Source organism: Sphingomonas kyeonggiensis, assembly GCF_014196745.1.
GTDB lineage: Bacteria > Pseudomonadota > Alphaproteobacteria > Sphingomonadales > Sphingomonadaceae > Sphingomonas > Sphingomonas kyeonggiensis.
In genome coordinates, this window is record NZ_JACIEH010000001.1 from 19,383 (window position 1) to 45,506 (window position 26,124).

Sequence of the window (26,124 nt, forward strand, 5' to 3'; positions counted from 1 at the left end):
TCCCTTGCTCGAAGCCCTGTTCAGCTCGACCGCGCTGGTTGCCCTAGCCGAGATCGGCGACAAGACCCAGCTGCTCGCCATCCTGCTCGCCACCCGTTTCAGGAAGCCGGTGCCGATCATCCTCGGCATCCTCGTCGCGACGCTGGCCAATCACTTCCTTGCCGCGCTGGTCGGCTCCGCGGCGGCCGAGCTGCTTTCGGGCGCCTGGTTCCGCTATCTGATCGCCGCGTCGTTCATCGCGATGGGCCTGTGGACGCTGATCCCGGACAAGATCGACGATCTCGAGGACAAGCCGGCGCGCTTCGGCGCCTTCCTGACCACAGCGATCGCCTTCTTCCTGGTCGAGATGGGCGACAAGACCCAGCTCGCCACGGTGGCGCTGGGCGCGAAGTTCCACAATGTCTGGGCAGTCACGGCGGGCACCACGATCGGCATGATGCTCGCCAATGTGCCAGCCGTGTTCCTGGGCAACGCGCTGCTGCAGCGGGTGCCGCTCAGGCTGGTGCACGGCATCGCCGCGGCGCTGTTCCTGGCCGCGGGCGTCTGGATGCTCGGCGAGACGGCGGGCTGGTTCTAGATCTCGCCCATCTCGGCCGTGAAGGTGACGCGCAGCGCCTCGGAAAGGCTGCGCGCACCGAGCTTCTGCATCAGGTTGGCGCGGTGCACCTCGACCGTGCGCGGCGAGATGCCGAGATCATAGGCGATGGTCTTGTTGGGGAAGCCGGCGGCCAGCCCGTCCAGCACCTCGCGCTCGCGCATCGACAGGCTGGCGAGCTGGCTGCGCGCGGCTTCGGTGCGCGACGCGCTGTTCCCGTCGCAGGCGCGGCCGAACGCCGTCTCGATCGCGCAGAGCAGCTGCTCCGCTTCGAACGGCTTTTCGAGGAAGTCGACCGCGCCGTTGCGCATCGCCTTCACCGCGATGGTGACGTCGCCATGCCCGGTCAGCACGATCACCGGCATGGTGACGCCGCGCGCGGTGAGCTGTTGCTGCACCTGCAGCCCGTCCATTTCGGGCATGCGGATGTCGAGCAGGATGCAGCCCGGCTCGGCGCTCCGAAGATCGCGCAGGAACGCCGCGCCCGATGGCCAGGTGCGCACGGAATAGCCCGTGGTCTGCAGCATGAACCCGATCGAGTTCCGGACGCTTTCCTCGTCATCGATGATGTGCACCAGACGCCGGTCGTTCATTCAGACTGCTCCGTTTCCATGCGTACGAGAGTGAAATGGAATGCGGTGCCCCCCTCGGGTCGCGCTTCGCTCCAGATCTTTCCGCCATTGGCCTCTACGATCGTCCGGCAGATGGAGAGGCCCAGTCCCATCCCGCCTTTCTTGCTGCTGTTGAAGGCGCGGAAGAGATTCTCCGCGATTTCGGGGTCGATCCCGGGTCCCGTATCCGTCACGGTGACGCGAACATAGCCCCCGGTTTCCGGTTGGCTCGAGACGGTCAGGCGGCGGACCGCGGATTCCGCCATGGCGTCCACGGCGTTGCGCATCAGGTTGATGAGCACCTGCTGTGTCTGGATCTTGTCGACCAGCACCTCCGCGCTTGCCCGATCGATCAGGAAGCGCGTCTCGACCCCGCTCTCGCGTGCGCCGATCAGCGCGAGCTGCGATGCTTCCTCGACCAGCGCTTCGAGATCCTCGACGCTCTTCTCGCTGTCGCCGCGCGCGACGAACTCGCGCAGCCGGCGCACGATGCTGCCGGCGCGCATCGCCTCGGCGGTGGCCTCGTCCAGCGCGTGCTGGATGATCGGAAGGTTGGAACGCTCGGCGACGCGCATCAGATTGCCGGCGCCGCGGACATAATTGACCACCGCGGTGATCGGCTGGTTGAGCTCGTGCGCCAGAGTCGACGCCATGGTGCCCATCGCGCTGAGGCGCGCGGCGTGGACCAGGTCAGCGCGGAGCTGCTCGATCCGTGCCTCGGCCCGCTGCTTCTCGGTGAGGTCGCGGATGAAGCCGGTGAACACGCGGACGCCGTCGGTGAGCGCCTCGCCGACCGAAAGCTCCATCGGGAAGGTGGAGCCGTCGCGACGCCGGGCGATGACCACCACGCGGCCGCGCCCGATCACCCGGCGATCGCCGGTGGCGAGATAGCGGGCGACATAGTCGTCGTGCCGGCCGCGATCCTGGGTCGGCATCAGCCGGCTGATATTGGTGCCGACCATCTCGGCCTCGGTGAAGCCGAACAGCCGCTCGGCGGCGGCGCTGAACGAGAGGATCCGGGCATGCTCGTCGATCACGACCATCGCATCGGGGACGGTGGCCAGGATCGAGCGGAACTGGTTGAGGCTCGCCCTGAGCTGCCGCTCGGCCTGTTGCTGCGCGTCGCTGGCGATAACCATCTGGCCGGCATGCGCCCTGGTGGCGAGCAGGAGGACCAGCGCCGCGCCGGCGAGGAAGAGCAGGAGGTCGACGATGCTGCCCGGCATGCCGCGCGGTGTCGCCAGGTTCTCGATCGCGATCGAGGACACCGTTGCGATCAGGCCGGGAAGCAGACCGCCGAGCAGCGCCGCCACCAGCACGGCGAGCAGGAAGATCAGATATTGCGGCCGGTCCCCGAGCCAGGGATCGAGCAAGGCACGCAGCGCGCCCGCGACTGTCGCCGCGAGCAAGGCGAGGAGAATTCCTCCCCAACGCTTCTGGAACGCCCCGACTGTCATCTCAGACGGTGGTGTCTCCCGACCTGCCGCAAGTGCGCGCACACCCATCCGCAACTTGAATCGCAAGCGTCGGATGCACGGGCCAATTGCCGAGTCGGAAAGCAGTAAACATGGTTACCGGGTAATCCGGCGAATGGATAAGTTCACACCCGTGAAAATACGGTGATCAATGGGCTGGAACGCAAAACCGATGCAAGGCATTGGACTTTCAGGCTCATCTACATTATGTACCGGTCATTATGGAAATCACCGCCTGCCACGTCGCCAAGGGGCGCCCCCGTGAATTCGACACCGACTCGGCGTTGACCGCGGCGCTGCGCGTCTTCTGGACCAAGGGTTATGAAGGCGCCTCGCTGAGCGATCTGACCGAGGCGATGGGGATCACCCGGCCCAGCCTTTATGCCGCTTTCGGCAACAAGGAAGCGCTCTTCAAGAAGACGCTCGACCTCTATCAGCGCGAGAAGCTCGATTACATGGGCAAGGCGCTCGACGCGCCGACCGCGCGCGGAGTCGCCGAGCGGCTGCTGACGGGCGCGCTCGAGATGCAGATGAGCTCGTGCGATCCCAAGGGATGCATGGGCGTGATCAACTCGGTCGCCTGCGGCACCGAGGCCGAGTCGATCCGCGCCGAAGTGCTCCAGCGCGGTGCGCTGGTGAAGCAGGGGCTGATCGACCGGTTCGAGCGGGCGAAGACCGAAGGCGATCTGCCCGGCGATACCGATGTGATCGGGCTCACCGCCTATCTGACCGCCTTGCTCCAGGGCATCGCGCTGCAGGCCGGATCGGGGACGTCGTGCACGGACCTCAAGGCGCTGATCGACACCAGCCTGTCCTGCTGGCCGAGCAAGTGACATTTTAATTCCTCCCCCAGCTCGCTGGGGGAGGGCGACCGCGCGACGCAGTCGCGTGGTGGAGGGGCCGCCGTCGAAGACGGCGACGGTCCCCCTCCCCGAGGCAAGCTCGGGGAGGAATGGAACGCGCCGGAAAGTTTTTTCTCTCCCATCTCGACAAAAAATACCGAGCGGTATAAAAAGTCCCTTGACGCAACGCAGCACGATTTCTATACCAGTCAGTATAGAAGTGAGGGAAGTTGCCGAAGCGAGGATGAGGGGCTGGGGCCCCGTTCCGAAACTCCAGCAGCGCTGAATTTTTACAGGACCGGGACGGTGCGCCGCAGACACGTGTGTCTGCGCGAAAGCCTCGTCTCGTGCCGGTTGGGGATGACCGGAAATGCCGGCGGAAATGGGTTCCGCGCGGCACGGGGAGGCTTTTGCCTTCCGCCGGGCAACAAGCAGGAGGAGACGATCATGGCTTATCTCAACTTTTCCGAGCTCCATGGCAGCCCGGTCGCGACGCCCGCGGACGTCTTCCCCGTGACCGGCTTCTCCGCGCTCGAATGGCAGGTCGTCGCGATCGCCCAGCACGACCGGCTGGCGAGCCTCGAGAAACCTGGCCGCCTCTCGGTGGCACTGGGCATGATCTTCGGGGGTGAGAGCCCCAATCCCAAGCTTGCGGACCTCAAGCTGGAGGCGCTGCGCCGCATGTCGGTGCTCGCCTGGCACAAGGGTTACACCGTGCCGCGTCACGAGATCCGCGCCTTCCACGAAGCGGGCTTCACGCCCGACCAATATGAAACGCTGCTCGCGAGCATCAGCCGCGGCCGGGCAGCCCTCAATCAGGGGAAGCGATTCCAATGAACATGATCTCGCGCATCGAAACCGAGACCGGTGACAACAAGCCGGGCGTCTCGGCCCGCATCCGCCGCATGCCGTTGTGGCAGCGCGGTAGCCTGGTCGCCCTGCCGGTGGTGCTGGTCGCCGCCGGTCTCGGCATCGCCAGCAAGGACGCACCTGCAGCAATGGCGGCCCCGCCGCCCCCGGTGGTGACTGTCGCCACCCCGCTGGTCCGTGACGTCAACGAATGGGACGACTATGTCGGCCGCTTCGAGCCGAGCCGTGCCGTCGAGGTGCGTCCGCGCGTCTCGGGTGCGATCACCGGCGTGCACTTCACCGACGGGGCGATCGTCCAGAAGGGCCAGCTGCTCTTCTCGATCGACCAGCGTCCCTTCGCCGCCGCGCTTGCCGAAGCCCGCGCCGGGCTGGCCAGCGCCGAGAGCGATCTCGCGCTTGCCCGTTCCGACCTGGGCCGCGCCGAGCGACTGGTCTCGGTCGAGGCGGTGTCGAAGAGCGATGTCGAGCGGCTCCAGGCCCGCGTTCGTGCCGCCGGTGCCGCGGTGTCGGCCGCCCAGGCTCGCGTCCGCAGCCGCGCGCTCGACATGGAGTTCACCCAGGTCCGCGCGCCGATCGCCGGCCGCATCTCGGACCGCCGCGTCGATCCGGGCAACCTGGTCGCCGCGGGCGAAGGGCAGGGCGGTTCGCTGCTGACCACGATCAACGCGCTCGACCCGATCTACTTCACCTTCGACGGTTCGGAGGCGCTGTTCCTCAAGACCAAGCGTGCGAAGGAAGCGGGCGCCCAGGAATCGCCGGTGGAGATCCGTCTCCAGGACGAGACCGACTACAAGTGGAAGGGCAAGCTCGACTTCACCGACAACAGCCTCGATCCCAAGTCGGGCACGATCCGCGGGCGTGCGGTGCTGAGCAACCCGGGCATGTTCCTGACGCCCGGCATGTTCGGCAACATGCGCCTCTCGGCCGGCGGCACCGCCCAGGCGCTGATGGTGCCCGATGCCGCGATCCAGACCGACCAGGCACGCAAGCTGGTCCTGGTCGTCGGCAAGGACGGTTCGGTCGCACCGAAGCCGGTCACGCTCGGCCCCGTGGTCGACGGCCTGCGCATCGTCCGCACCGGCCTCACCGCCCAGGACAAGGTCGTGATCTCCGGCACCCAGTTCGCCCAGCCGGGCGGCAAGGTGACCCCGAAGGCCGGCAAGATCGAGCCAACCGCAACCAGTCAGGCGCCGGCCCTCACGGCGCCGGTCACGGGCGAGGCAACTTTCGCCCGTTGACCATCAGCCGCCGGCTCTCCCCAGGGGCCGGCGGCTGAACCCTTTTCCGAACTCAATTCACGAGGAGTGGCCCGATGCGCCTCTCACGGTTCTTCATCACGCGCCCGATCTTCGCGGCTGTGATCGCGGTGATCATCACGATCATCGGCGCGATCGCCTATCTGGCGCTGCCGATTTCCCAATATCCCGACATCGTCCCGCCGACGGTGACGGTCACCGCTTCCTATCCGGGCGCCTCGGCAGAGACGGTCGCGGAAACCGTGGCCGCGCCGATCGAGCAGGAGATCAACGGCGTCGACGACATGCTCTACCAGTCGTCGCAGTCGACCGGTGACGGCAACGTCACCATCACCGTCACCTTCAAGTCCGGCACCAATCTCGATGCCGCGCAGGTGCTGGTGCAGAACCGCGTTGCGGTCGCCATTCCGCGCTTGCCCGAAGAGGTGCAGCGCCTGGGCGTCGTGACGCGCAAGACCACGCCGGACTTCCTGTTGGTGGTCAACCTGATCTCGCCCGACAACTCGGTCGATCGCGAATACATCTCCAACTACGCGCTGACCCAGGTGAAGGACCGCCTCGCCCGTGTCGAAGGCGTGGGTGACGTGCGCATGTTCGGTGCGCGCGACTATGCGATGCGCGTGTGGATCGATCCGGGCCGCGCCGCCGCGCTCAACCTGACCGCGGGCGACATCGTCCAGGCGCTGCGTGCGCAGAACGTCCAGGTTGCCGCCGGCACGCTCGGCCAGCCGGGCAGCACGCCCACCGGCAACGCCTTCCAGCTCAACATCGAGACGCAGGGCCGCCTGAAGGACCCGGCGCAGTTCGGCCAGGTCGTCATCCGTACCGATGCCGATGGGCACCAGGTGCGCGTGAGCGACGTGGCGCGCGTCGAGCTGGGTGCGGCGGACTATTCGTCCAACACCTATCTCTCGAACAAGCCGACCGTGATCCTCGCCGTCTTCCAGCGCCCGGGCTCGAACGCCCTTGCCGCTGCCAATGCGGTGCAGGACCAGCTGAAGCTGATGTCCAAGAACTTCCCCAAGGGACTGGAATATCGCGTCATCTACAACCCGACCGAGTTTATCGCCCAGTCGATCGACGCGGTCTATCACACGCTCGGCGAGGCGATCCTGCTCGTCGTGCTGGTGGTCATCGTCTTCCTCCAGAAGTGGCGCGCGGCGATCATCCCGGTGCTCGCCATCCCGGTCTCGCTGATCGGCACGATGGCAGTGCTGCTGCCGCTCGGCTACTCGCTCAACAACCTCTCGCTGTTCGGCCTGGTGCTGGCGATCGGTATCGTCGTCGACGACGCGATCGTCGTGGTCGAGAATGTCGAGCGCAACCTGGCGCGGGGCATGACCCCGCTCAAGGCGGCGCAAACCTCGATGGACGAAGTGTCCGGCGCGCTCGTGGCGATCGTGCTGGTGCTGCTCGCGGTGTTCCTGCCGACCCTGTTCCTCAACGGTCTGTCGGGCGCCTTCTACAAGCAGTTCGCGGTGACGATTTCGGCCGCGACCGCGATCTCGCTGCTCGTCTCGCTCACCCTGTCGCCGGCAATGGCGGCGGTGCTGCTCAAGCATCACGAGGGTGAGGCCAAGGGGCCGATCGGCCGCCTGTTCAAGCGCGGTGCCGATGCGTTCAACACCGGCTTCGAGCGGATGAGCGTCGGCTATGCCAAGCTCACCCATGTCCTCGTCACCCGTCCGAAGCGGATGATGCTCACCTATGTCGGCCTGATCGCCGCCACCGTAGGCATGTTCTGGGTGACGCCGGTCGGCTTCATCCCGCAGCAGGACCAGGGCTACTTCCTCACCGTCATCCAGCTGCCGCCGGGCTCGTCGCTCGAACGGACGGACGAAGTGATGCGCAAGGTCGTCGCCCGCATCCTGCCGATCCCGGGTGTGCGCGGCTCTGTGATGCTCGCCGGCTTCGACGGCCCGTCGCAGACGCTCGCTCCGAACTCGGCCGCAGCGTACGTGCCGCTGCTCTCCTTCGAGGAGCGCAAGAAGCTCGGCGTCAACATCGCCGACATCATGAACGAGGCACGCAAGCGCACCGCCGATATCAACGAAGCGATGCTGCTCGTCGTCCCGCCGCCCGTTATCCAGGGCATCGGTTCGGCCGGTGGCTATCGGATGATGGTCGAGGACCGCGCCGAGCATGGCTATGACGAGCTGGGCAAGACCGCGTTCGGCTTGATCGGCAAGGCCAACCAGACCCCCAGCCTGAAGCAGATCTACACCTTCTACAACACTGCCACGCCGCGCGTGTTCGCCGATATCGACCGTCGCAAGGCGGACATGCTGGGCGTGCCGCCGGAGCGGGTGTTCGAGGCGCTGAACGTCTATCTCGGCTCGGCCTTCGTGAACGACTTCAACATGCTCGGCCGCACCTATCGTGTGACTGCGCAGGCTGACGCGCCGTTCCGTTCGACCGAGGCGGATATCGCCAACCTCAAGACCCGCTCGAACAGCGGCGCGATGGTGCCGATCGGTTCGGTGTCGACCTTCGAGAACAAGACCGGTCCGTACCGCGTGACGCGCTACAACCTGTTCCCGGCGGTCGAAGTGGATGGCGATACGGCTCCGGGCTACAGCTCGGGCGCTTCGCTCGACACGATGGAGAAGCTCGCGAGCGAGCTGCCTCCGGGCTATGACGCCGAATGGACCGGCATTGCCTTCCAGCAGAAGATGGCCGGCAGCACCGCGGGTCTCGTCTTCGCCCTGGCCGTGGTGTTCGTCTTCCTGGTGCTGGCGGCGCAATATGAGAGCCTGACCATGCCGCTGGCGATCATCCTGATCGTGCCGATGTGTCTGCTCGCGGCGATGGCCGGCGTGAACCTCAGGGGCATGGACAACAACGTCCTCACCCAGATCGGCCTGGTCGTGCTGATTGCACTGGCAGCGAAGAACGCGATCCTCGTGGTCGAGTTCGCCAAGCAGGCCGAGGAGCAGGACGGACTGTCGCCGATCGAGGCTGCGGTACGTGCCGCGCAGGACCGTCTGCGTCCGATCCTGATGACCTCGTTCGCCTTCATCCTCGGCGCCGTGCCGCTGCTGATCGCGAGCGGCGCGGGTGCGGAGCTCCGCCAGGCGCTCGGTACCGCGGTGTTCTTCGGGATGATGGGCGTGACTGCCTTCGGCCTGCTCTTCACGCCGACCTTCTACGTCGTGTGCCGCGCACTCGGGGACCGCATCGCCAAGATGCGCGGCAACCGGAAGGCGCATGACGAAGATGGTCATGCACCCGAGCTGGTGCCGGCTGAATAACCAATGACGTCGCCCTCACCCTTCCGGCGCCTTCGGCGCCTCCCTCCCTCTCCCGTCGGGAGAGGGAAGGGGCCCGCCGCCGCAGGCGGTGGGAAGGGTGAGGGTCGTCAGAAAGGAATGCACGAGATGCGTATTTTCCTCGCAACCGCTTCGGCCCTGGCGCTCGCCGCCTGCGCCGCCGGTCCGAAATATATCGCGCCGACCCCGCCGCAGACCGCGGCCGGCAATTTCGTCGCCGCCAACCCGGCGGTCACCGCCGAGCCAGTGCAGGGCGACTGGTGGCGGCTCTACAATGATCCGGTGCTCGACCAGCTCGTCTCCGACGCGCTCGCCGCCAACACCGATATCCGCGTCGCCGTGGCGCGGATCGAGAAGGCCCGCGCCACCCTGCGCGGCGCCAAGGCCAACCAGCAGCCCCAGGCGACCCTGGGTGCCGGCGCGAACTATGGCCGCCTGCCGGAGGGGCAGCGCCAGCCCAGCATGCCGCTGAACGACTGGCAGATCGATGCCGGGCTGAGCGTCAGCTACGAGGCCGACCTGTTCGGCCGGCTGAGCCGCGGCACCGAAGCCGCACGCGGCGATGTCGGCGCGGCGGAAGCCGATGCGGACGCGGTCCGCGTGATCGTCGCCGCCGAGACGGCGCGCGCCTATGCCGATGCCACTTCCTCGGCCGAGCGGCTGGGCGTGGCCGAGCATATCGTCAAGCTGCTCGACCAGTCGATCGAGCTGACCGAGCGCCGCCGCGGCGTCGGTCTCGCCACCCGGCTCGACACCGCCCGCATCGGTGCGCTGCGCAACCAGCGCGAAGCCGATGTGCCGACACTCAAGGCGGCGCGTGACGCCGCGTTGTTCCGCCTCGCCACGCTCACCGGCCGCACCCCGGCCGAGCTGCCGGCGGTGGTGGGCGAGCGCAACACGACGCTGCGCCTCAGCCAGCCGATCCCGGTCGGCGATGGTGCCGCATTGCTCGCCCGCCGGCCGGACATCCGCGCGGCCGAGCGCCGGCTTGCCGCCGCCACCGCGCGGATCGGCGTGGCGACCGCGGACCTCTATCCGCGCATTACGCTCGGCGCTTCGGGCGGCTCGACCGGCACCGATTTCGGGGACGTGTTCGGCGCCGGGCCGCTGCGCTGGCTGGTCGGCGGGCTGCTCAACTGGGCGGTGAACCCGGGTCCGGCCCGCGCCCGCGTTGCCGGCGCCGAAGCGGATACCAAGGGCGCGCTCGCCACGTTCGACGGCACCGTGCTCAACGCGCTGCAGGAAACCGAGACCGCGCTTTCCGCCTATGGCCACGCGCTCGAACGGCGCACCGCGCTCCAGGCAGCGCGCAACGAGGCGGAGGCGGCGGTCAACATCGCCCGCGCCCGTCAGCGCGAAGGCGATATCGACTCGCTGGCGCTGCTCGATGCCGAGCGGACCTTCGCCGATGCCGAGGCCGACCTGGCCCGGGCGGACGCCTTCATCGCGGAGACGCAGGTCGACCTGTTCCGCGCGCTGGGCGGCGGCTGGCAGAAGAGCTGAGATTCTCACTCAACTATCTCACGTCTTCGTCATCTCCGCGCAGGCGGGGATCCAGAGCCAGGAAGGACAGCGCCTGTGACACTGGATCCCCGCCTGCGCGGGGATGACGTCAGCATGATGAGAGGTGAGGGGATCACCCAAATGGGCACTGGGCGAGGTTCGGCGGAGCGGCTAGTCTCCGGGGCATGACCAAAGCCATCGCCAGGATCGGGCGCGACGCCCCCTATGCCACCCAGATCGATTTCGGCACGAACCAGCTCGTCGCCGACGAACCCGCCGAGCGCGGCGGCGGCGATACCGGGCCGGCACCCTATGAGCTGCTGCTGGCTTCGCTCGGCTCGTGCACCGCGATCACGCTGCGGATGTATGCCGAGCGCAAGCAATGGGCGGTCGAGACTATCGAAGTCGCGCTGTTCCTCCACGGCCAGGGCGAAACGCTCAACATCGAACGTATCCTGACGATCAGCGGCACCGACGCCGAGCAGAATGCCCGCCTCGCCGAAATCGCCGAAAAGACGCCGGTCACGCTCACCCTGAAGCGCGGAGTCCCGATCGAGACTCGGCTCGGGTGAGTTTTGTTACAAACTAAAGCAACACTGCAGACGCAATTTGGCGTAGAAGCTGAAATATGCTTGCTTCCGCGACTCCGCAGGACGATTCGGCGACCTTGCTCGTCGTAGACGACGACCGTGACATCCGCATGCTCCTGGCCAACAGCCTGGGTTCGCGCGGCTACAAGGTCGAGACTGCATCGAACACGCGCGACATGGACCAGATCCTGTCGCGCACGCCCGTCGATCTGGTGATCATGGACATCATGATGCCTGGCGAGGACGGTCTTTCCGCCTGCCGCCGCATCGCGCGCACCGATGGGCCGGAGATCATCTTCCTGAGCGCGCTGGGCGAGGAGCAGGATCGCATCCTGGGCCTCGAGGTCGGCGCCGGCCATTATCTTCCCAAGCCTTGCAGCCCGCGCGAGATCCTCGCCACGGTGCGCGCGGCGCTGCGCAAGCGCGGCGCTGTGGCGGCCACCAGCGAGAGTGGCGACGTCTACACCTTCGAGGGCTGGCGGATCGATCTGGGCAGCCATGAGCTGTTCGATCCGAATGGCGTGCTGGTCGGGCTCACCGACGGCGAGTTCGCGGTGCTGCGCGTGTTCATCGAGCGGCCGCGCCGCGTGCTGAGCCGCGAGGCGCTGCTCGCCGCCGCCCGCGGGCCGGATTCGGATGCCTATGACCGCGCGATCGACGTGCAGGTCAGCCGCCTGCGCCGCAAGTTGCGCTCGGGCGGGGACGAGATCATCCGCACCGTGCGCAACGAAGGCTATCTGTTCGTTCCCAAGGTCGTGCGGGCGTGACATTCCGCCGCGGGGGAGCCGGGTCTCCCCTGTTCCTGCGCGTCTTCGCGCTGATGGTCGTCTGCGTCGCGGTGACGCAGCTGATGAACTTCGCGCTGCTGATCGCGGTCCAGACCCCGACCGCCAAGCTCTACACGGTGGGGCAGGCGGTCGATGCGCTGCGCGGCAAGCCCGGCGACGACGATTTCTCGGTCAGCCGCGAGGAGCATTTCACCGAACAGCCCTGGAACCCGCGCGGCGAGCGTACCGAGATCGCGATGGCCAAGGCGATGGGCGTGCCGGTCGAGCGGGTGCTGATCACCTTCCCCACGCCCTTCCTGACCCGCGAGAAGAGCTACGACCGCGCCAGCGTGCCGCGGCCGATGTCGCCTGCCAGCGTGCAGGCGGCGCGCGACGTGATCATTACCGGCGACTTCACCGCCGCCTATCGCGCCGATGACGGCCGATGGGTCATCGTCACCACCGTGACCGGCTTCGAGCCGTGGCGGTGGTTCGTGCTGTGGTGGCTGATCGTCTCGGCGGCGGCGGTGGCGCCCTTCGCCTGGGCGCTGGCGCGCCGGATCGCCAAGCCGATCGGTGCCTTTGCCGAGGCGGCCGAGCGGCTGGGCCGCGATCCGCGGGCCGCGCCGATCGCGATCGAGGGACCGTCCGAGATCGCCGATGCCGCCGCCGCGTTCAACCGGATGCAGGCGCGGCTCAACCGCTATGTCGACGATCGGGCCACCGTGGTCGGGGCGGTGGCGCACGACCTGCGCACGCCGCTGATGCGGCTGGGGCTGCGGCTCGAGGCGGCACCCGACGACCTGCGCCAGGCCTGCGAGGGCGATATCCGCGACATGGAGGCGATGATCTCCGCGACGCTCAGCTATCTGCGCGACACTACCAAGCAGGGCGTGCGCAAGCCGCTCGACCTGCGCTCGCTCGCCGAGACGGTGACCGACGACATGAGCGACCATGGCGAGCCGGTCACGCTGGCGCCCGGGGGGGCGGTGGTGGTCGAGGGCAATTCGCCGGCGCTCAAGGCGATGCTCAACAACCTGATCCTCAACGCGATCAAATATGCCGGCAGCGCCGAGGTCTCGCTCGCCGAAGCCGACGGACAGGCGCTTATCGAGGTGCGGGACGACGGTCCAGGCGTTCCTCCGGAAGATCTCGACCGGGTTTTCGAACCCTTCTTCCGCGGAGAACGCTCCCGCAACCGCGATACCGGCGGGATTGGACTGGGGTTGGCCAGTGCTCGGGCAGTCGCGCGGGCACATGGCGGAGATCTCGTCATCCGCAACCGGGAAGAGGGCGGACTCTCCGCACTTGTGACCTTGCCCGTCTAGTACGGCCACAAAGCGGAAACCTCCCGGCTACGAACCGAAATCCCGCCGACATTCATCCCGTCGAACTCTGCATCTTCAGTGAGGATGCATGCAGCGAGACGGGATTATCGACAGCGAAGACCGGGAAGGCAGTGCGTTCGAGCGGGTGCTCGCGCGACCGGTGCCGCTGTGGAGCCTTGCCCTGGTGCTGCTGCTGGTACCCCTCACCGCGATCGGCACCGGGGCGGTCGTCGATGGCTGGGAGAAGTCCGGCGCCGTCGGCCGCGCCGCGATCGCGCTGGCGCGGGTGCCCGACACGATCCAGCATCTGTTCCGCAGCAACGCGCCCTATTTCGGCGGCGGGTACGAGAAGCTGCCCGGCGGATTCACCCGCGACGGCAGCTTCACCGACAGCGGCTATGCACTGATCTCGCCCTTCGATCCGAAGCGCAAGCGCTCGGTCGTCCAGCTCGTCCGCCTCTCGGACGGGGCGGTGGTGCACCTGTTCGTGCCCGATGTGGACGCAGCCAATGCGCGCTCCCAATTCGCCTCGGCGCTGACCGATGTGCACCGCGACAAGAGCGCCGCGCGCAACCGGCTGATGCATCCGCTGCTGCTCGGCGACGGCAGTCTGGTGCTGCACGACAGCTCGCCGCTCGCGCGCTACGACGCCTGCGGCAAGCTGCTCTGGACCGTCGACGGCATCTTCAGCCACTCGACCGAGCTCGGCCCCGACGGGAATATCTGGGTGCCCTATCGCTACCCGGTCCCGCGCGAGCCGGGGGTGAAGGCCGATTTCTGGGACGATGCCGTGGCCCAGGTCTCGCCCGAGGGGCAGCTGCTCAAGGTCGACCGCATCGCCGAGATCCTCGAGCGCAACGGCCTCGCCCGGCTGTGGCGGGGGCGGCCCTATGTGCAGGATCCCTTCCATCTCAACGACATCCAGCCGGCGATGGCGGATGGGAAGATGTGGAAGAAGGGCGATCTGTTCCTCAGCATTCGCAACCTCTCGCTGATCGCGCTCTACCGGCCGGCCACGGGCAGGATCCTGTGGTGGAAGATCGGCCCGTGGCGCTTCCAGCACGACGTCAGCATCCTCGACGACCACCGTATCTCGGTGTTCGATAACAACACGCTGATGGGCTATCCCGACGAACGGGTGAACGGGCACAACCGCCTGCTCGTCCACGATCTTTCCAGCGGCGAGACCGGCTCGCCCTGGGAGAAGGGCTTCGCTGTCAACAAGATCGCTACCCGCGCCCAGGGCCGCGGCACCCCGCTGCCAGGGGGCGACGCGATGATCGAGGAGACCGAGCAGGGGCGTCTCCTCCGCATGTCGCCCGAAGGCGCGGTGCGCTGGCGCTACATCTCCGCCGATTCCGCCGAGCGGCGCATGGCCCTTAGCTGGGCACGCTATCTCGATCCCACCACCACCGATGGCCCGGCCATTCAAGCTACGGTGAACGCAAAATGCCTGTGAAAATCCTTCGATTCCTGTCGCTTGTCCTCGCGCTCTCGGCACCGCTCGCCGCCCAGGCCTATACCGGGCCGGGGCTTGGCCTCGGTGCGGTCGGCGTCGCCTTCGGGCTGATTGGGTCCATCCTGCTCGCGATCGTCTCGGTCGTCTGGTACCCGGTCAAGCGACTGGTCCGCCGCATCCGCGGGCGCGCCCGGTGATCCTGACCTTCCTGGCGATCATCGCGGTGCTCGAGCTGGCCCGCGCGCTGCCGCTTGTCCCGGCTTTCCAGGAGCTTGCCGCCTGCGGCCAGCACGCCATGCGGCTGCTCGCCCGCAAGGGCGTGTCCGACTGGGGGAAGGAGCGGGCGCTGCGGATCCTTTCGGGGCGGATGTTCGCGCGGAGCATGCGGGCGGGGGGGCTGCTCGTCGCGACCGCTTCGCCGCTGCTCGTGGTGCTGGCAGTGGACGCCTGGTGGCCGGAAATTGTCTCCATCCGGACGGAGTGGACGGCGAAGTTGGCACTGATGCCGTTCACGCTCGGCTATGCCGTGCTGCGCTGGCAGGTGATCCCGCGTGTACAGCGGGGCTGACAAGCTCCTCCATCGCATCGCTTTGGGTTCCCCCGCGCTGCTCGAAGCGACCTTCGACATCGAGCGTGCCGCCCAGCGCAGGAGGATCGCGGAGACGGAAATCCGGCGCCCGGTGTTCATCGCCGGGCTGGCGCGGGCGGGCACCTCGATCCTCACCCGGCTGCTGCACGCGAGCGGCGATTTCGCCGCACCATCCTACCGCGACCTTCCGTTTCCACTTGCGCCTAACAGCTGGGCGCGGCTGGGCGGCAAGAGGCATGTCGAGGCGCGCGAACGTGGCCATGCCGACGGTTTGACCCATGATCTCGACAGTCCGGAGGCGATCGAGGAGGTTTTCTGGCGCGCAATGGAGGGAAATCGCTACCTGCGCCGCGACGGACTGGCGCCCGTGGCACCCGATCCGGAGACGCTCGCCAACTTCCGCGACTATGTGTGCCTGGTGCTGATCCGCCACGGTGGAACCCGCTATCTATCGAAGAACAATAACAATATCCTGCGCCTGGCGGAGCTGGCGGCGAGCTTTCCGGACGCGCTTCTGATACATCCATTCCGCGATCCCTTGCAGCAGGCGCTGTCGCTCCTGTCGCAGCACCGCCGCGCGGTGGCGCTGGCGAGCGACGACCCGTTTCGCCGCCGCTTCATGACCTGGCTCGGCCATCACGAGTTCGGCGCCGACCAACGGCCCTTCCTGTTCGAAGGCGCGCCGGGGCCGGGCGAGGACGCGACGCGGGTCGATTACTGGCTGAAGCTGTGGGACAGCGTCCACCGCGCACTGCTCGCCGCGCCGGCCGGGGTGCAGGCGCGCCAGCTGTTCCTCGACTATGACGCACTGTGCGCCCGGCCACGCCACTACGCGCCCCGGCTGGCGGCGCTGGCCGAGGCGCCGATCGATGCAGCGGCGCTGCGGGCGCCGGATGCGCGGCAGGCAGAGGCCGATCCGGCGTTGCTGGGGCTGACGGCGGAGACGCATGCGCGGCTGCAGGCGCGGTTCCGGGGGGCGTTCGATTGAAATTCTCCCTCTCTCCGCTTGCGGGGAGAGGGGCGTAAGATGCGCTTTCCCTCATGCCCCTCTCCCCTGAAGGGGAGAGGGAGTAGGTTAGACCAAAGTCGTAGCTGCCTAGTCGGCCCACCCCATCCATGATAGCGCTAACGCGTCGAGCGGCGGGATACGCGCCGGCGCCAGTCGGAGAGGGAACCGGGCAATGAAGATCATCGGAACGCGGCGCGACGTGCTGGGCACGATCGGCGCGGGGCTGGTCACCGGCGCGATCGGCCTGCCGGCCTGCGCGCAGGGCAAGCGCAAGCTGGGCTATGCGATCGTCGGGCTGGGCAGCTATGCGACCAACCAGATCATGCCGCGGATCAAGGATTGCGAGTTCGCCGAGCTCAAGGCGCTGGTGAGCGGCACCCCTGCCAAGCTGGAGAAGTTCGGCGCCGAATACGGCATCCCGAAGACCCACTGGTACAACTACAAGAATTACGACCGGATCAGGGACAATCCCGACATCGACCTGGTCTATGTCGTGCTGCCCAACAGCATGCATGCCGAATATGCGATTCGCGCCAGCCAGGCCGGCAAGCACGTGCTGTGCGAGAAGCCGATGGCGACCTCCGTCGCCGAATGCGAGGCGATGATCGCGGCGGCGAAGAAGGCCAATCGCAAGCTGATGATCGGCTATCGCTGCCATTTCGAGCAGCACAATCTCCACGCGGTCGAGCTGGTGAAAACCGGGTTCATCGGCCGCCCGACTTTGATCACGTCCGAGCATGGCTTCTATGCCCAGCCCAACCAGTGGCGGCTCGACCGGCCCTTCTCCGGCGGCGGATCGATGATGGACATCGGCATCTACAGCCTGAACGCCGCGCGCTACCTGGCGGGCGAGGAACCGGTCGCGGTCAGCGCGATGGAATATACCGACAAGAGCGATCCGCGGTTCAAGACGGTCGAGGACCGGATCGACTGGCAGATGCGCTTCCCCTCGGGCGTGATCGCCAATTGCGTGTCGAGCTATTCCTCCAACCACAATGCCTTCCGCGTGACGGGCACCAAGGGCTGGGTGGGGATGGAGCCGGCCACCAACTATACCGGGCACCAGATGTGGACGCGCCAGGGCGGCAGCACCGAGCAAGTGACGCTGCCCCCGCCGGCCAAGAACCAGTTCGTCGCCCAGCTCGATCACCTCGCCGAGGTCGTGCAAACCGGCATCCCGCTGCGCGCTTCGGGCGAGGAGGGACTGCGCGACATGCGGCTGATCGAGGCGATCTATCGCTCGGCGCGCGAGGGGCGGACGATCAAGCTTGCATGATCGCCGGGTTATTCGCGATGACGCTGCCATGACCCCGCGCTCCACGGAGAAACTGCACATGATCGAGACGACCCGCCGCGCATTGCTGGGCGGCATGGCGGCGCTGCCCTTCCTGCCCGGCGTGGCGCTTGGCGAGACGGTGGGGGGCATCACCCGGCTCGATCCCGCGCTCGACGCGCTGATCGATGCGAAGAGCCCGATCGAAGTGATCGCTCGCGGCTTCAAATGGGCCGAGGGGCCGGCCTGGGCGAAGAAGGGCGGCTATCTGCTCTTCTCCGACGTGCCGGAGAACATCGCCTATCGCTGGAAGGCGGGCGAGGGGGCGAAGCCGTTCCTGGTGCCTTCGGGCCTGGCCGGGCCGATCCCGGCCGGGGTGCGCGAGGCGGGATCCAACGGGATGCTCGTCGATGCGAAGGGCGACCTGCTGATGGCGGATTCGGGCACCCGGGCAATCGCGCGGGTGAACCTGGCGACGAAGAAGAAGACGATCGTCGTCGGCGAATATGAGGGCAAGAAGTTCAGCAGCTGCAACGACCTGGTGGTCGGGCGGGGCGGGATCATCTACTTCACCGATCCGCCTTACGGCCTGAGCGAGGGCGATGAATCGCCGCTCAAGCAGCTTCCCTTCAACGGGGTGTACCGGGTGAATGCCGATGGCAGCGACGTGTCGCTGATCGACAAGAGCCTGAAGCGGCCGAACGGGATCGGTATCTCGCCGGGGTTCGACCGGCTCTATGTCAGCCAGTCCGATCCCGACAATGCGAAGATTTTCATCTGCGAGCTGGCGGCGGACGGGTCCGCGAGTTCGGAGCTGGTGCCGTTCGTCGATTTCTCGGCCGAGGTGGCGCAAAAGCTGCCGGGCCTGCCCGACGGGATGAAGGTGGCAAAGAGCGGGCATCTGTTCGCCAGCGGGCCGGGCGGGATCTGGGTGATTTCGCCGGCGGGCAAGAAGCTGGGCGTGATCGGTACCGGCAAGGCGGCGGCGAACTGCTGCTTCGGCGAGGACGGGAAGACGCTGTTCGTCACCTCGTCGGACATGGTGGTGAAGCTGCGGCTGAAGGTTTCCGGGTGGTAGCACCCTAATTCCTCCCCCCGCTTGCTGGGGGAGGGGGACCATTCGCACAGCGAATGGTGGAGGGGCGCGCCAGGCACCGGCGCGTGCCGCGCCGCCCCTCCACCACCGCCTTCGGCGGCGGTCCCCCTCCCCGAGACAAGCTCGGGGAGGAATTGATTTGGCCATCGCTCGGCGCACCACCTACACCCGTTCCATGACCGACGAACCCGCGATTCCCGCCGCGACCGTGATCGTGATCCGCGACGTGCCCGGCGGGGCACCCGAACTGCTGATGGTCGAGCGTGCCGCGGCGATGTCGTTCGCGGGCGGGGCGCTGGTGTTTCCGGGCGGGCGCGTCGATCCCGGCGACTTCGTGTTGGCCGGGCTGCACGGCGGCGGCGAGACCGAGGAACAGGCGGCGCGGATCGCGGCGATCCGCGAGACGCTGGAGGAAGCGGGAGTCGCAGTCGGGCTCGATCCGGCCGGCGCGATGACCGCGCTGCGCGATCGGCTCTATGCCGGCGAGCCGATGGGGGAACTGCTCGAAGAGGCGGGCGCCGCGCTCGCGCTCGACGCGCTGGTGCCGTTCGCGCGCTGGCTGCCGGCGGGGGTGCACCACAAGGTGTTCGACACGCGCTTCTACCTGGTCCGCGCGCCCGAGGGGGCCGAGCCGCTGGTGGACGGCAACGAGAATGTCCGCGTGTTCTGGGCGAGCGCGCGGGCGGTGCTCGAGGCGGCGGACCGGGGCGAGGCGCACATCATCTTCCCGACCCGGCGCAACCTCGAGCGGCTGGCGCTGTTCGGTTCGTTCGAGGATGTGGTGGCGGATGCCCGCGCACACCCGGTGCGCACCATCACGCCGTGGATCGAGGAGCGGGGCGGCGAGCGGCATCTCTGCATCCCCGACGATCTCGGCTATCCGGTCACCTCGCAGCGGCTCGACGAGGCGATCCGCGCGTGAAGGACCTGCGCCGGGCGATCCTGGCGACGGTCCTGTTCGCGGTGCTGCTCGGCGCGGGGTTGCTGGCCTGGGCGGCGCTGCGCGGGTGGCCGCAGGATTTGCCCTGGACGCGGCTCGACCTGGGCCAGCCGATCGGCCTCTTCACCGGGCGCAAGCTCGCCGGCCTGACCGACGATTTCGCCGAGTGCCGCGCGCTGCTTCGCTCGGCGGGGGTGCGCTACACGGTGCTGGCCAGGGTGGCGGGCGAGGATGCGCAGTGCGGCTATGCCGATGGCGTGCGGCTCGCGCCGGGCGGATCGCGGGGGATCGGGTTCAGCCCGGTGAACCTGGGCACGTCCTGCCCGGTGGCGGCGGCGCTGTCGCTATGGGAATGGGAGGTGGTCCAGCCGGCGGCGCGGAAGCATTTCGGGGCGGCGGTGACGCAGATCGAGCATCTCGGCAGCTATTCGTGCCGGCGGATGTACGGGCGCAGCGCCGGGGACTGGAGCGAGCATGCGACGGCGGACGCGATAGACGTGGCGGGGTTCCGCCTGGCCGATGGGACGCGGATCAGCGTGCTCAAGGACTGGGGTGAGGGCGGGGAGAAGGCCGCGTTCCTGCGCGAGGTGCGCGGCGGCGCATGCCGGCTGTTCTCGACCGTGCTCTCGCCGGACTACAATGCAGCGCACCGCGATCACCTGCACCTCGACGAAGCGGAGCGGGGCGAGATGGGGTGGCGGGCGTGTAGGTGAGGGGTCCCCTCCCCCGCTTCGCGAGGGAGGAGTTCTAGTCGTCAGTTCGGCAGGGCGGCCGAGTCGACCTTTTCCACCCAGGCCGGGTAGAAGCTCGGCTGGCGGTTCGACCAGCCCGAGGCGGTCGCCGCGGCTTCGCTGATCGACTGGAGCAGCTTGCGGCGCAGCTCGGGATGGAGGTGCGGCAGCGCGGCCGCGGCGCAGAAGGCCGAGGGGAGCCACGGGCGCACTTCGGCGCCGATCAGCCGCTCGTAGAGGAAGCGGAAGGCCGAGAAGCTGGTCAGGCGGCCCTGGCTGAGGTCGAAGGCGGCGATGGCGACGAGCGGGGCCATGAACGGCTCGATCGAGTCGAGGTCGCTGTCGTCGGGCATCAGGGCGCGGACTTCCTCGAGGCGCTCGTAGATATGCGCCTGGGCGCGGATGCTGGCGGCCTCGACTACGTCGCGCGACCAGCGCACCATGGCGTCGTCCCGCTCCAGGCCGATATCGAGCGAGCGGCGCACATAGCGCTGGGTCGCTGCGGTGAATCCCGCGAATTCCTTCATTTCTGCCAGCGTCATCGCGCCTTCGGCCGGCTTAGCTCTTGCTCCCATGGCTCAATACTCCCACCCCAATAATTACCCTCCGGGACAGATACTGCGCCCATATGGTTAACGGGTTGCTTAACCTGTCGTCGTTCCCCGTTCATCATAGGAACTTATGTGATTCCGCGGCGCAACATGGTTGCGATGAACCGAAGTCCCTTCTGTGGAAAACCTTGGCGGGTGATGGGCTTGGGGAGGGATATTGCCCATTCGTGGCGTGTCCGGGTCCGGGTTACTCCGGAGGAACGGAAGGGGTTTCCGGGCCGGGGCGTACGTAGTTTCCGGGCAAAGGTTCCCCAGGCAGCGGGGTTTTTTGCAGGTCATCGGCTCGTCGCAACGGTTCGTCGGATCGGCGAGCCGCGGGGGTGTACTTCACGCCTATAGTTTGGTCAGTCGCACTCAACACCTGACTGCTTCCTGACCGGGGGGTCCATGAATTTCCGCGTTTTTGCAGCGCGTTTCGCGCTGATGGCTGTTTGCACGCTGATGATGGCCGCTCCCCAGGCGGCTTCGGCCAAGGGCCGTACCTTCTGGCAGTGCGCGCCTTACGCTCGTGAGATCTCCGGCGTGAACATCCATGGCAATGCCTGGACCTGGTGGAACCAGGCCGCCGGTCGCTACCAGCGCGGCGAGGCCCCGAAGATCGGCGCCGTCATGTCGTTCCAGCGCACCTCGAAGATGCCGCTCGGTCACGTCGCGATGGTCAGCCAGGTCGTCAGCGACCGCGAAGTGCTGCTCACCCACGCCAACTGGTCGCGCGCCGGCGGCATCGAGCGCAACGTCCGCGCCATCGACGTGTCGCCGAACGGCGACTGGAGCGAAGTGAAGGTGTGGTTCGCACCGGTCGGTGGCCTCGGCACCTCGGTCTATCCGGTCAACGGCTTCATCTATTCGGGCGGCGCACCGCGCGACTTCAGCGAAGACGATTTCAAGCCGTCGCTCGACCTCGACCTCAGCGACCTGATGGCCGAAGCCAAGAACGAGACGCCCGACGCGGGCTGATCGGTTCGACGGTCAGGACTGGATTTGGAAAGGCCCGGTTTTGCCGGGCCTTTTCGCGTCTAGGCCTTGGGCACGAACGCCAGTGCCACGCCGTTCATGCAATAGCGCTTGCCGGTGGGGCGGGGGCCGTCGTCGAAGACATGGCCGAGATGCCCGCCGCAGCGGCGGCAGCGGACTTCGGTGCGGCTCATGCCGAGCGAGTTATCCGCATCGGTGGCCACGGCACTGGGCAAGGGCTGCCAGAAGCTCGGCCAGCCGGTGCCGCTGTCGAACTTGGTGGTCGAGCTGAACAAAGGCAGCGCGCAGCCGGCGCAGGTGAAGGTGCCGGCGCGGTGCTCCTTGTTGAGCGGACTCGAGAACGCGTACTCGGTCGCGCCTTGGCGCAGCACGCGATAGGCGGCGGGGCTGAGCCGCTTGCGCCACTCGGCATCGCTGAGCGCGAAGGGGAATTTCTGCGCGGCCTCGGCAGGCGCGCCCCCGCATGCGGCGGTAAGGGCGCCGAGACCGGCGATCGTGAGGAAGCTGCGGCGGTTGGTTTCCATGGGTGGGATGTGGGGAGGGACGGGGCGACCGTCCAGTATCCGTTGGTAGGGTGGGGCTCCCTTACTTCGCCATTCCCGCCTGCGCGGGGATGACGGGTATGGGAGTGGGAGCTCAATAGTGGCTCAGCTCGACCGGGAGCTTCTTGTAGCCATGGACGAAGCAGGCGGCGACGCGCTCGGGTTCGCCGGTGACGTTCACGCGCAGCCGGCGCTTGGCCATTTCCTCCATCAGCACGCCGATCTGCAGCTCGGCGAGGCGGGCGCCGACGCAGCGGTGGATGCCGTGGCCGAAGGCGAGATGCCGCCGCGCATTCTCGCGATCGACGATGATGCTGTCGGCATCCTGGAAGACGCTCTCGTCGCGGTTCGCCGAGATGTACCAGAGGCCGAGCTTGTCGCCCTCGCGGATCTTGTGGCCGTCCAGCTCGGTATCCTGGGTCGCGGTGCGGCGCATGTGCGAGAGCGGGGTCTGCCAGCGGATGATCTCCTGCGTGGCATTGTGGATCAGCCCGGGATTGGCCTCGAGCTTGGCGCGTTCGTCGGGGAACTGGTTGAGCCCCCAGGCATAGGCGCTCATCGAATTGCGGGTGGTATCGTTGCCGCCGACGATGAGGAGGATGAGGTTCCCGAGGAACTCCATCTGGTCCATGTGGCTCATCGCATCCGAATGGATCATCATCGAGATCAGGTCGGGCGTCGGCTCCTTGCCGACCTTGCCCTGCCAGAGATTGCCGAAATAGGCGGCGCACTCGAACAGGATCTGGCGGCGCTCCTCCTTGCGGACCGGGTCCTTGGCGATCTCGATGTCGCCGGCCCAGTCGGACCAATAGGTGAGCTTGCGGCGCTCTTCCCAGGGAAAGTCGAACAGCAGCGCCAGCATCTGGGTGGTCAGCTCGATCGAGACCTGGTCGACCCAGTCGAACTCCTGGCCGACCGGCAGCGAATCGAGGATCTCGGCGGTGCGCATCCGGATATTGTCGCTCATCCGCACCATCTCGCTGGGCGTGAAGGCGGGGGCGACGGTGCGGCGCTGATCGGTGTGCTTGGGCCGGTCCATCGCGATGAACATCGGCATCTTGATGTCGCCCTCCGCCATGTCGGCGATGGTGATGCCGCCGGCTTCGGACGAGAAGATCTCGGGCAGCGACTCGACCTGGACGAGCGGCTTGTAGGTGGTGATCGACCAGAAGGGGCCGAAGGCGCTGTTCTCGGTATAGTGGATACCGCCACGGGCGCGCAGCTCGCGGAAGGGCTCGTGCCAAGTGTCGTCGCGGTAGAGCTCGGGACGGCTGACGTCGAGCGGATCGACGCTCAAGCTGCCGGATGCCGCGGTTTCGGTCGCAAGCGTAGCCATGCTGCCTCTCCTGTATTCTGCGGGGAGGGAATACCTAATTGACAGTCGTGTCAATAGTGAGAGGTGATAGGGGGCTTCCCGGTGGTGTCGGACGCATCTCTCCAAAATCCTCCCCCGGAGGGGGAGGGGGACCGCCGGCGAAGCCGGTGGTGGAGGGGTAGCGCGCCACAAGCGACATAGCCCGTGGAGAATACCCCTCCACCAGCCTGCGGCTGGTTCCCCTCCCCCTCCGGGGGAGGATTTATTGAGTCGCCTCGATCTTCGCGCGGCGCTTGGGGCTGCCGGACTTGAGTACGCCGCGGCGGAACACCCGGGCGCCGACGGTGATGATGATCGCCACCCACAGCACCTGCCAGGCGAGCGCGAGCAGATGCGGCCAGATCGCCGGCGAGCTGCCCGCCAGCCCGATCATCGCGAAGGGCGAGCTGAACGGGAAGACCTGCGCCACCGTCTCGACCCAGGTGCCGGAGCGATTCGCTGCGCCCAGCGCCAGGCCGAACATCATCATCTGGAAGATGGTGATCGGCAGCGAGAGCATCTGCAGCTCGCGCTGGGTGGAAGTCAGCGCGCCGATGCTGAGGAACATCGCGCCGAGCAGCATGTAGGACATGGTGAAATAGGCGATGAACAGCAGCGCATAGGTGGGCGCCCCCATCGCCGCGACGAGGCTGGGGAAGCTGCCGGCGATTTCAGGCGGCAGCAGCCGGGTCGCGTTGATGATGATCGTCGCCCAGAACAGCACGAACAGCACCGCGGCGCCGAACATGCCGATCAGCTTGCCGAAGAACACGCTTTCCAGCGGGACGGCGGCGGCGAGGATCTCGATCACCTTGTTCGAGCGCTCCTCGGCCATGGTGCCGACGGCCTGCCCCGAAAGGAACAGGGTGAGGAAGAAGATCGCGAACACGCCGATCGAGGCGGCCTGGCCGCGCCCGGTGGGCGAGCCCTGGCCGCGACGCACCACCGTCTGGGTGACGGTGGCGAGCGGTTCGGCCTTGCCCAGCTTCTGGGCGCGCAGGCTCTGCTCGGCGAGCTGGGTGAGGAACTGCGCCTCGGTCCAGCCGCGGCGGGCATAGAGGACCTCGGGCTTGTCGAGCGGGCCGTAGAGCACGGCGGCGGCATCGAACTTGTCGCTGTCGAAATAGGCACGGGCCTGCGCTGCCGGATCGCCGGTCGGTGCTTCGATGGTGAGCGGCGGCGGCATGATCTCGCTCTTCCGGGGGAAGAGCTGGCGCAGCTGCTTGTCGGTCTCGATCAGGGTCGGTGCCTGTTCGGGCGGGGCGATCACCACCATCTTCATCTGCGAATCGTCGCCGACGATCGACTGGGCGCCGATCCCGCCGACCGCTCCGAAGCCGATCATCAGCACCGGCGCGAGCAGGAAGAGCAGGAAGGTGGGGGTGAAGACGGTGGCGGTGAAGTCGCGGCGGGCGACGGTCAGCGCCTGGCGCAGCATGCGCGCGAACTTGCTCATGCCGCTTCCTCCGTTTCCTGGTCCTTCAGGGCATCGGCGCCGACGATCTTGACGAACGCGTCGTGCAGGCCGGGCCGCTCGATCGACAGGCCGGAGACGCCGTAGCCGCCGTCGATCAGCTTCACGAGCAGCGCCTCGATGCCGTTTGCCGGCAAAGTGAAGCGCCAGCCATCGCCTTCGCGGACGGCGTCGGCGGGAAGCAGGCTGACGGCGCCCTCGACATTGTGGTGCGGCGTGTAGTGCGCCTTCATCGGCAGCAGCGCGCGGGCCTGGTTCACCGTGCCTTCGAAGCGGACCTTGCCGCCCGCGATGATCGACAGGTGATCGCAGAGGCGCTCCGCATGCGCCATGACGTGCGTGGAGAAGAGGATGGTGGCGCCGCGATCGCGCTCGGCCCGGATCAGCTTCTCGAGCTTCTCCTGGTTGACCGGATCGAGGCCGGAAAAGGGTTCGTCGAGCACCAGCAATTGCGGCTGGTGCACCACCGAGCCTAGCAGCTGGACGAGCTGCGCCATGCCCTTGGAAAGCTTGCGGATCTTCTCGTCCTTGGCGTGGCCGAGGCCGGCATTGTCCATCAGCGTGTCGGCGCGCTTGCGCCCGACCGACCAGGGCAGGCCGCGGAGCGCACCCATGAAGGCGATCGCCTCGCGACACTTCATGTTGGGATAGAGGCCGCGCTCCTCGGGCAGATAGCCGACCAGGTCGCTGGCGTCGCGCGGATGGGCATGGCCGAGCATGTTCCGGTCGCCTTCGTCCGGCTCGATGATGCCGAGCAGCATGCGCAACGTCGTGGTCTTGCCGGCGCCGTTGGGGCCGAGCACGCCATAGACGAGACCCTTGGGCACGGCGATGTCGACGCCGTCGACCACCCGCCTGTCCCCGAAATATTTGACCAGCCCCCGGGCGCTTACGGCCAATTCGCTCGTCAAATGAGAATCCCCTTTCATGGTGCCTCGGCTGCGCCGAGGACGGCACCAGCCCGC

General features: G+C 67.4%; 25 protein-coding genes. 18 read left to right on the forward strand and 7 right to left on the reverse strand.

Annotated elements, in window-relative coordinates:
- Nucleotides 1–4 precede the first annotated feature (4 nt).
- Entirely contained in the window at nt 5–577 is a 573-nt protein-coding gene (locus GGR46_RS00075; protein WP_246425851.1) for a TMEM165/GDT1 family protein, read from the forward strand.
- On the opposite strand, the gene GGR46_RS00080 is transcribed toward GGR46_RS00075, so the two are convergent.
- Nucleotides 574–1,188: a response regulator transcription factor gene (locus tag GGR46_RS00080; RefSeq protein WP_183993411.1), complete on the reverse strand. Its 615-nt coding sequence runs from the start codon at nt 1,186–1,188 to the stop codon at nt 574–576. The two genes, GGR46_RS00075 and GGR46_RS00080, sit on opposite strands and share 4 nt — an antisense overlap.
- Nucleotides 1,185–2,663 carry a sensor histidine kinase gene (locus tag GGR46_RS00085; protein ID WP_183993413.1) on the reverse strand — a complete coding sequence of 493 codons (1,479 nt, stop codon included), beginning with the start codon at nt 2,661–2,663 and terminating at the stop codon, nt 1,185–1,187. Before GGR46_RS00085 ends, GGR46_RS00080 begins: the two co-directional genes overlap by 4 nt.
- A 239-nt stretch (nt 2,664–2,902) precedes the next feature.
- Here GGR46_RS00085 and GGR46_RS00090 point away from each other — a divergent pair, with 239 nt between their 5' ends.
- The 16 genes from GGR46_RS00090 to GGR46_RS00165 all read left to right on the forward strand — a co-directional run bounded on the left by GGR46_RS00090 (nt 2,903) and on the right by GGR46_RS00165 (nt 20,185).
- Nucleotides 2,903–3,514: a TetR/AcrR family transcriptional regulator gene (locus GGR46_RS00090; RefSeq protein WP_183993415.1), complete on the forward strand. Its 612-nt coding sequence runs from the start codon at nt 2,903–2,905 to the stop codon at nt 3,512–3,514.
- A 456-nt stretch (nt 3,515–3,970) separates the two neighbouring features.
- Nucleotides 3,971–4,360, forward strand: coding sequence for a hypothetical protein (locus GGR46_RS00095; protein ID WP_183993418.1), 390 nt, complete (start codon nt 3,971–3,973; stop codon nt 4,358–4,360).
- A complete protein-coding gene (locus tag GGR46_RS00100; protein ID WP_183993420.1) occupies nt 4,357–5,631 on the forward strand; it encodes an efflux RND transporter periplasmic adaptor subunit in 1,275 nt (424 codons plus the stop codon). Before GGR46_RS00095 ends, GGR46_RS00100 begins: the two co-directional genes overlap by 4 nt.
- Nucleotides 5,632–5,705: 74 nt before the next feature.
- Nucleotides 5,706–8,900, forward strand: coding sequence for an efflux RND transporter permease subunit (locus GGR46_RS00105; protein ID WP_183993423.1), 3,195 nt, complete (start codon nt 5,706–5,708; stop codon nt 8,898–8,900).
- Nucleotides 8,901–9,017: 117 nt separating this feature from the next.
- Nucleotides 9,018–10,421: an efflux transporter outer membrane subunit gene (locus tag GGR46_RS00110; protein WP_425506494.1), complete on the forward strand. Its 1,404-nt coding sequence runs from the start codon at nt 9,018–9,020 to the stop codon at nt 10,419–10,421.
- 185 nt (nt 10,422–10,606) lie between these two features.
- A complete protein-coding gene (locus tag GGR46_RS00115; protein ID WP_183993427.1) occupies nt 10,607–10,993 on the forward strand; it encodes an OsmC family protein in 387 nt (128 codons plus the stop codon).
- Nucleotides 10,994–11,049: 56 nt separating this feature from the next.
- The gene (locus tag GGR46_RS00120; protein ID WP_183993429.1) at nt 11,050–11,778 is read left to right on the forward strand and encodes a response regulator; all 729 of its coding nucleotides are present in this window, start codon (nt 11,050–11,052) and stop codon (nt 11,776–11,778) included.
- On the forward strand, nt 11,775–13,106 hold the full coding sequence (locus GGR46_RS00125) for an ATP-binding protein (RefSeq protein WP_343057898.1): 1,332 nt from the start codon (nt 11,775–11,777) through the stop codon (nt 13,104–13,106). Before GGR46_RS00120 ends, GGR46_RS00125 begins: the two co-directional genes overlap by 4 nt.
- A gap of 88 nt (nt 13,107–13,194) precedes the next feature.
- On the forward strand, nt 13,195–14,565 hold the full coding sequence (locus GGR46_RS00130; protein WP_183993431.1) for an arylsulfotransferase family protein: 1,371 nt from the start codon (nt 13,195–13,197) through the stop codon (nt 14,563–14,565).
- A complete protein-coding gene (locus GGR46_RS00135) occupies nt 14,556–14,762 on the forward strand; it encodes a hypothetical protein (RefSeq protein WP_183993433.1) in 207 nt (68 codons plus the stop codon). The genes GGR46_RS00130 and GGR46_RS00135 overlap by 10 nt, the downstream gene beginning before the upstream one ends.
- Nucleotides 14,759–15,133 carry a hypothetical protein gene (locus tag GGR46_RS00140; protein ID WP_183993435.1) on the forward strand — a complete coding sequence of 125 codons (375 nt, stop codon included), beginning with the start codon at nt 14,759–14,761 and terminating at the stop codon, nt 15,131–15,133. The genes GGR46_RS00135 and GGR46_RS00140 overlap by 4 nt, the downstream gene beginning before the upstream one ends.
- Complete coding sequence (locus GGR46_RS00145) at nt 15,117–16,142, forward strand: sulfotransferase (RefSeq protein WP_183993437.1); 1,026 nt, start codon at nt 15,117–15,119, stop codon at nt 16,140–16,142. Before GGR46_RS00140 ends, GGR46_RS00145 begins: the two co-directional genes overlap by 17 nt.
- Nucleotides 16,143–16,335: 193 nt before the next feature.
- The gene (locus tag GGR46_RS00150; RefSeq protein WP_183993439.1) at nt 16,336–17,439 is read left to right on the forward strand and encodes a Gfo/Idh/MocA family protein; all 1,104 of its coding nucleotides are present in this window, start codon (nt 16,336–16,338) and stop codon (nt 17,437–17,439) included.
- Nucleotides 17,440–17,467: 28 nt separating this feature from the next.
- Complete coding sequence (locus tag GGR46_RS00155) at nt 17,468–18,514, forward strand: SMP-30/gluconolactonase/LRE family protein (RefSeq protein ID WP_246425852.1); 1,047 nt, start codon at nt 17,468–17,470, stop codon at nt 18,512–18,514.
- 193 nt (nt 18,515–18,707) lie between these two features.
- Nucleotides 18,708–19,454, forward strand: coding sequence for an NUDIX hydrolase (locus GGR46_RS00160; RefSeq protein ID WP_183993441.1), 747 nt, complete (start codon nt 18,708–18,710; stop codon nt 19,452–19,454).
- Nucleotides 19,451–20,185 (forward strand): extensin-like domain-containing protein, encoded by a 735-nt coding sequence (locus GGR46_RS00165; protein ID WP_183993443.1) that lies wholly within the window; start codon nt 19,451–19,453, stop codon nt 20,183–20,185. Before GGR46_RS00160 ends, GGR46_RS00165 begins: the two co-directional genes overlap by 4 nt.
- Before the next feature lie 41 nt (nt 20,186–20,226).
- Here the strand turns inward: GGR46_RS00165 and GGR46_RS00170 are convergent, their stop codons facing one another.
- Nucleotides 20,227–20,778, reverse strand: a complete 552-nt coding sequence (locus tag GGR46_RS00170) for a hypothetical protein (RefSeq protein WP_183993445.1) — start codon at nt 20,776–20,778, stop codon at nt 20,227–20,229.
- A gap of 423 nt (nt 20,779–21,201) precedes the next feature.
- Here GGR46_RS00170 and GGR46_RS00175 point away from each other — a divergent pair, with 423 nt between their 5' ends.
- Complete coding sequence (locus tag GGR46_RS00175; RefSeq protein WP_183993447.1) at nt 21,202–21,771, forward strand: CHAP domain-containing protein; 570 nt, start codon at nt 21,202–21,204, stop codon at nt 21,769–21,771.
- A gap of 59 nt (nt 21,772–21,830) precedes the next feature.
- Here GGR46_RS00175 and msrB read toward each other — a convergent pair whose 3' ends face one another.
- From msrB to GGR46_RS00195, 4 genes are all read right to left on the reverse strand, one after another.
- Entirely contained in the window at nt 21,831–22,313 is a 483-nt protein-coding gene (gene msrB / locus GGR46_RS00180) for a peptide-methionine (R)-S-oxide reductase MsrB (protein ID WP_183993449.1), read from the reverse strand.
- A 112-nt stretch (nt 22,314–22,425) separates the two neighbouring features.
- Nucleotides 22,426–23,667: a cytochrome P450 gene (locus tag GGR46_RS00185; protein ID WP_183993451.1), complete on the reverse strand. Its 1,242-nt coding sequence runs from the start codon at nt 23,665–23,667 to the stop codon at nt 22,426–22,428.
- A 241-nt stretch (nt 23,668–23,908) separates the two neighbouring features.
- The gene (locus GGR46_RS00190; protein WP_183993453.1) at nt 23,909–25,141 is read right to left on the reverse strand and encodes an ABC transporter permease; all 1,233 of its coding nucleotides are present in this window, start codon (nt 25,139–25,141) and stop codon (nt 23,909–23,911) included.
- Complete coding sequence (locus tag GGR46_RS00195; protein WP_183993455.1) at nt 25,138–26,088, reverse strand: ABC transporter ATP-binding protein; 951 nt, start codon at nt 26,086–26,088, stop codon at nt 25,138–25,140. Before GGR46_RS00195 ends, GGR46_RS00190 begins: the two co-directional genes overlap by 4 nt.
- Nucleotides 26,089–26,124: the final 36 nt, after the last annotated feature.